The following is a 3,041-nucleotide window of genomic DNA, read 5'->3' as shown; positions in this document are numbered from 1 at the left end:
GTTCTGAATTAACAAAGCCGATTATTGTTTCATTTCAAGTAATTCACGCTCCATTGCAAACATCTGGTCCCTCAAACGTGCCGCTTCCATAAAATCAAGATCGCGGGCTGCTTTTTCCATGTCTTTCTTCACTTTGGCGATCGATTTCTCCATCTGGGGGATAGTTTTTACGCCGGCTGCGGATGATTTTGCGTACGCCATTGCATCCTCTGCCACCAGCTGTACCTCGTCATGGATAGCCATTGGTGAATTTTCATCGAAGTGCTTGATTTCCAGCACGGAGGTTTGTCCCATGATCTGTTCCTTGCTTTTACGAACAGTACGGGGTGTAATATTATGTGCCAGGTTAAACGCCATCTGCTTCTCGCGGCGGCGATCCGTTTCATCAATAGTGCGTTGCATGCTTTCGGTCATCTTATCAGCATAAAAGATCACCAATCCATCCACGTTACGCGCCGCACGTCCTGCCGTTTGCGTCAGCGAGCGTTCATCCCTCAGAAACCCTTCCTTATCGGCGTCCAGGATAGCCACCAATGATACTTCCGGCAAGTCCAGTCCCTCCCTCAGCAGGTTCACCCCTACCAGTACATCTATATTACCCAACCTCAGATCACGCAATATTTCAATACGCTCCAGCGTATCCACTTCGGAGTGGATGTAACGCGACTTAATATTAATACGCCCCAGATACTTGTCCATTTCCTCGGCCATACGCTTTGTCAGCGTGGTTACCAGCACACGGTCGCCCTTTTGCACACGCTTGTCTATTTCATCCAGCAGATCGTCTACCTGGTTCACACTGGGTCTTACTTCTATAGGCGGTTCCAGCAAGCCTGTAGGTCTTACCACCTGCTCCACTACCACGCCTTCTGTTTTCTTCAGCTCATAGTCGCCCGGAGTGGCGCTCACAAATATGGCCTGGTTCACCATATTCTCAAATTCATAAAAATTGAGCGGCCGGTTATCCAGTGCAGAGGGCAGGCGGAATCCAAACTCCACCAGGTTCAGTTTACGGGACCTGTCGCCCCCGTACATAGCCCCGATCTGCGGAATAGTTACGTGACTTTCATCTACCACCAACAGGAAATCCTGCGGGAAATAATCCAACAGGCAAAATGGCCGGGCGCCCGGCTTACGACGATCCAGGAACCTGGAATAGTTTTCAATGCCACTGCAGTATCCAAGTTCACGGATCATTTCCACATCATAGTTCACCCTGTCGGATAAACGTTGGGCTTCTATCAGTTTACCATTGGCTTTAAAATATTCCACCTGCGCCTTCAGTTCATCCTGTATTTCATAGATGATCTGCTGCATCATATCCTTAGGCGCCAGGTACATGTTTGCAGGAAAGATGGCAGCATTTTCCACCACTGTGATCCGCTTACTGTTCTGCACATCAATGGTTTCTATCTCTTCTATCTCATCTCCAAAAAAAGTAATCCGGTAACCATAATCCACATAAGGCAGGTTAATATCAAGCGTATCTCCCTTTACCCGGAAATTTCCCCGGTTAAAATCGCCGGTAGTACGGCTGTACAGGGAATTTACCAGGCTGTGGAGTAACATATTGCGGCTCACCGTTTGTCCTTTCTGGATGCGGATGATACCATTTTCATAGTCGGTAGGGTTACCGATACCATAAATGCAGGATACACTGGCCACCACTATAATATCCCTTCTGCCGGAAAGCAGGTTAGACGTGGTTTTCAGCCGGAGCTTGTCCAGTTCTTCATTAATAGCCAGGTCTTTTTCTATATAGGTATCACTCACTGGCATATACGCTTCCGGCTGGTAGTAATCATAATAGGAAACATAATATTCCACCGCATTATCCGGGAAAAACTGTCTCAGTTCACCGTAAAGCTGGGCCACCAGCGTTTTGTTATGGGTAAGTACCAGGGTAGGGCGCTGCACCTGCTGGATAACATTGGCAACTGTAAATGTTTTACCCGATCCTGTTACCCCCAGCAATGTCTGGAAAGGTTCCCCTTCGTTTATTCCTTTTGTTAATTGTTTGATCGCTTCCGGCTGGTCACCAGCGGGAGCGTATGGCGCATGTATATTAAAAGACATATTGAAATTGTATTTGAGCAGTATCTGTAAAAATACTAAAGAATATGGAAGTGAAAGTGTTAAAAAAGATGCTTTAATTTTGCTGCCACAATCAAGAACGGACTTATGAGAAAAAAAATCTTAACAGGGCTGATACTGGCCTTCCTATTACCCCTTGCCACCTTTGCCTGGGGCCCCAACGGCCACCGTATTACCGCCGAAATAGCCTGGCTTCATCTTACCCCGCAGGCGCGTAAAGCCATTACCAACATCCTGGGCAAACAAAGCCTGGCAATGATCGCTAACTGGCCTGATTTTATCAAATCAGACACTACACATCAGTATGATCACACCAGCAAGTGGCATTACCTCGATTTTCCCGGTCATATTGACCGTGCACAATTTGACCAGCTGCTGAATGCCGCTACCGGCGAAAACCTGTATACCGAAACACAGGCCATGATAAAGGAGCTCAAAAACCGCAACCTGCCAAAAGATAAACAGCGCTTTGCTCTCACTTTCCTGGTTCACATGATAGGCGATATGCATCAGCCATTGCATGTAGGCCGCGATGAAGATATGGGCGGCAACAAAATTGCCGTTACCTGGTTCGATAAACCCTCCAACCTGCATAAGGTATGGGATGAACAACTGATCGATTTCCAGCAATTGAGCTATACAGAATACACCAAAGCACTGGACATTGCTTCTGCAGCGGAAGTTAAAGCCATGCAACAGGGCGCTATCGCCGATTGGATGTTTGATTCACACCAGCTTTCCGACCGGATTTACGCCTATACACAGCCGGATTCCAAACTCAGCTACCGTTATAATTATGTTTTTGTTGATAACCTGAATCAGCAGTTGCTGAAAGGCGGGCTGCGACTGGCGGCTATCCTCAACGCGATATATAAGTAAATTGGGTCGCCTTCGGCGACTATAGCGGATTTTGTCTTGGAACACTGATTACACTGATTTTGCTGATT

General features: G+C 47.1%; 2 protein-coding genes. One reads left to right on the top strand and one right to left on the bottom strand.

The window, feature by feature from the left end:
• Positions 1-21: 21 nt before the first annotated feature.
• Positions 22-2,076, bottom strand: a complete 2,055-nt coding sequence (gene uvrB / locus VN105_RS03435; protein WP_325637948.1) for an excinuclease ABC subunit UvrB — start codon at positions 2,074-2,076, stop codon at positions 22-24.
• Between the two features lie 105 nt (positions 2,077-2,181).
• Between uvrB and VN105_RS03430 the strand changes: the two genes are divergently transcribed.
• Positions 2,182-2,973, top strand: a complete 792-nt coding sequence (locus VN105_RS03430; protein ID WP_325637946.1) for a S1/P1 nuclease — start codon at positions 2,182-2,184, stop codon at positions 2,971-2,973.
• The last annotated feature ends 68 nt before the right edge of the window (positions 2,974-3,041 follow it).

The organism is Chitinophaga sp., from assembly GCF_035564935.1.
In the GTDB taxonomy this organism is placed as follows: Bacteria; Bacteroidota; Bacteroidia; order Chitinophagales; family Chitinophagaceae; genus Chitinophaga.
This window is presented reverse-complemented; position numbering and strand designations above follow the sequence as displayed.

Coding starts and splice junctions, on each gene's coding strand:
- VN105_RS03430 (WP_325637946.1), top strand. CDS start 2,182: ATGAGAAAAAAAATCTTAACAGGGCTGATACTGGCCTTCCTATTACCC.
- uvrB (WP_325637948.1), bottom strand. CDS start 2,076: ATGTCTTTTAATATACATGCGCCATACGCTCCCGCTGGTGACCAGCCG.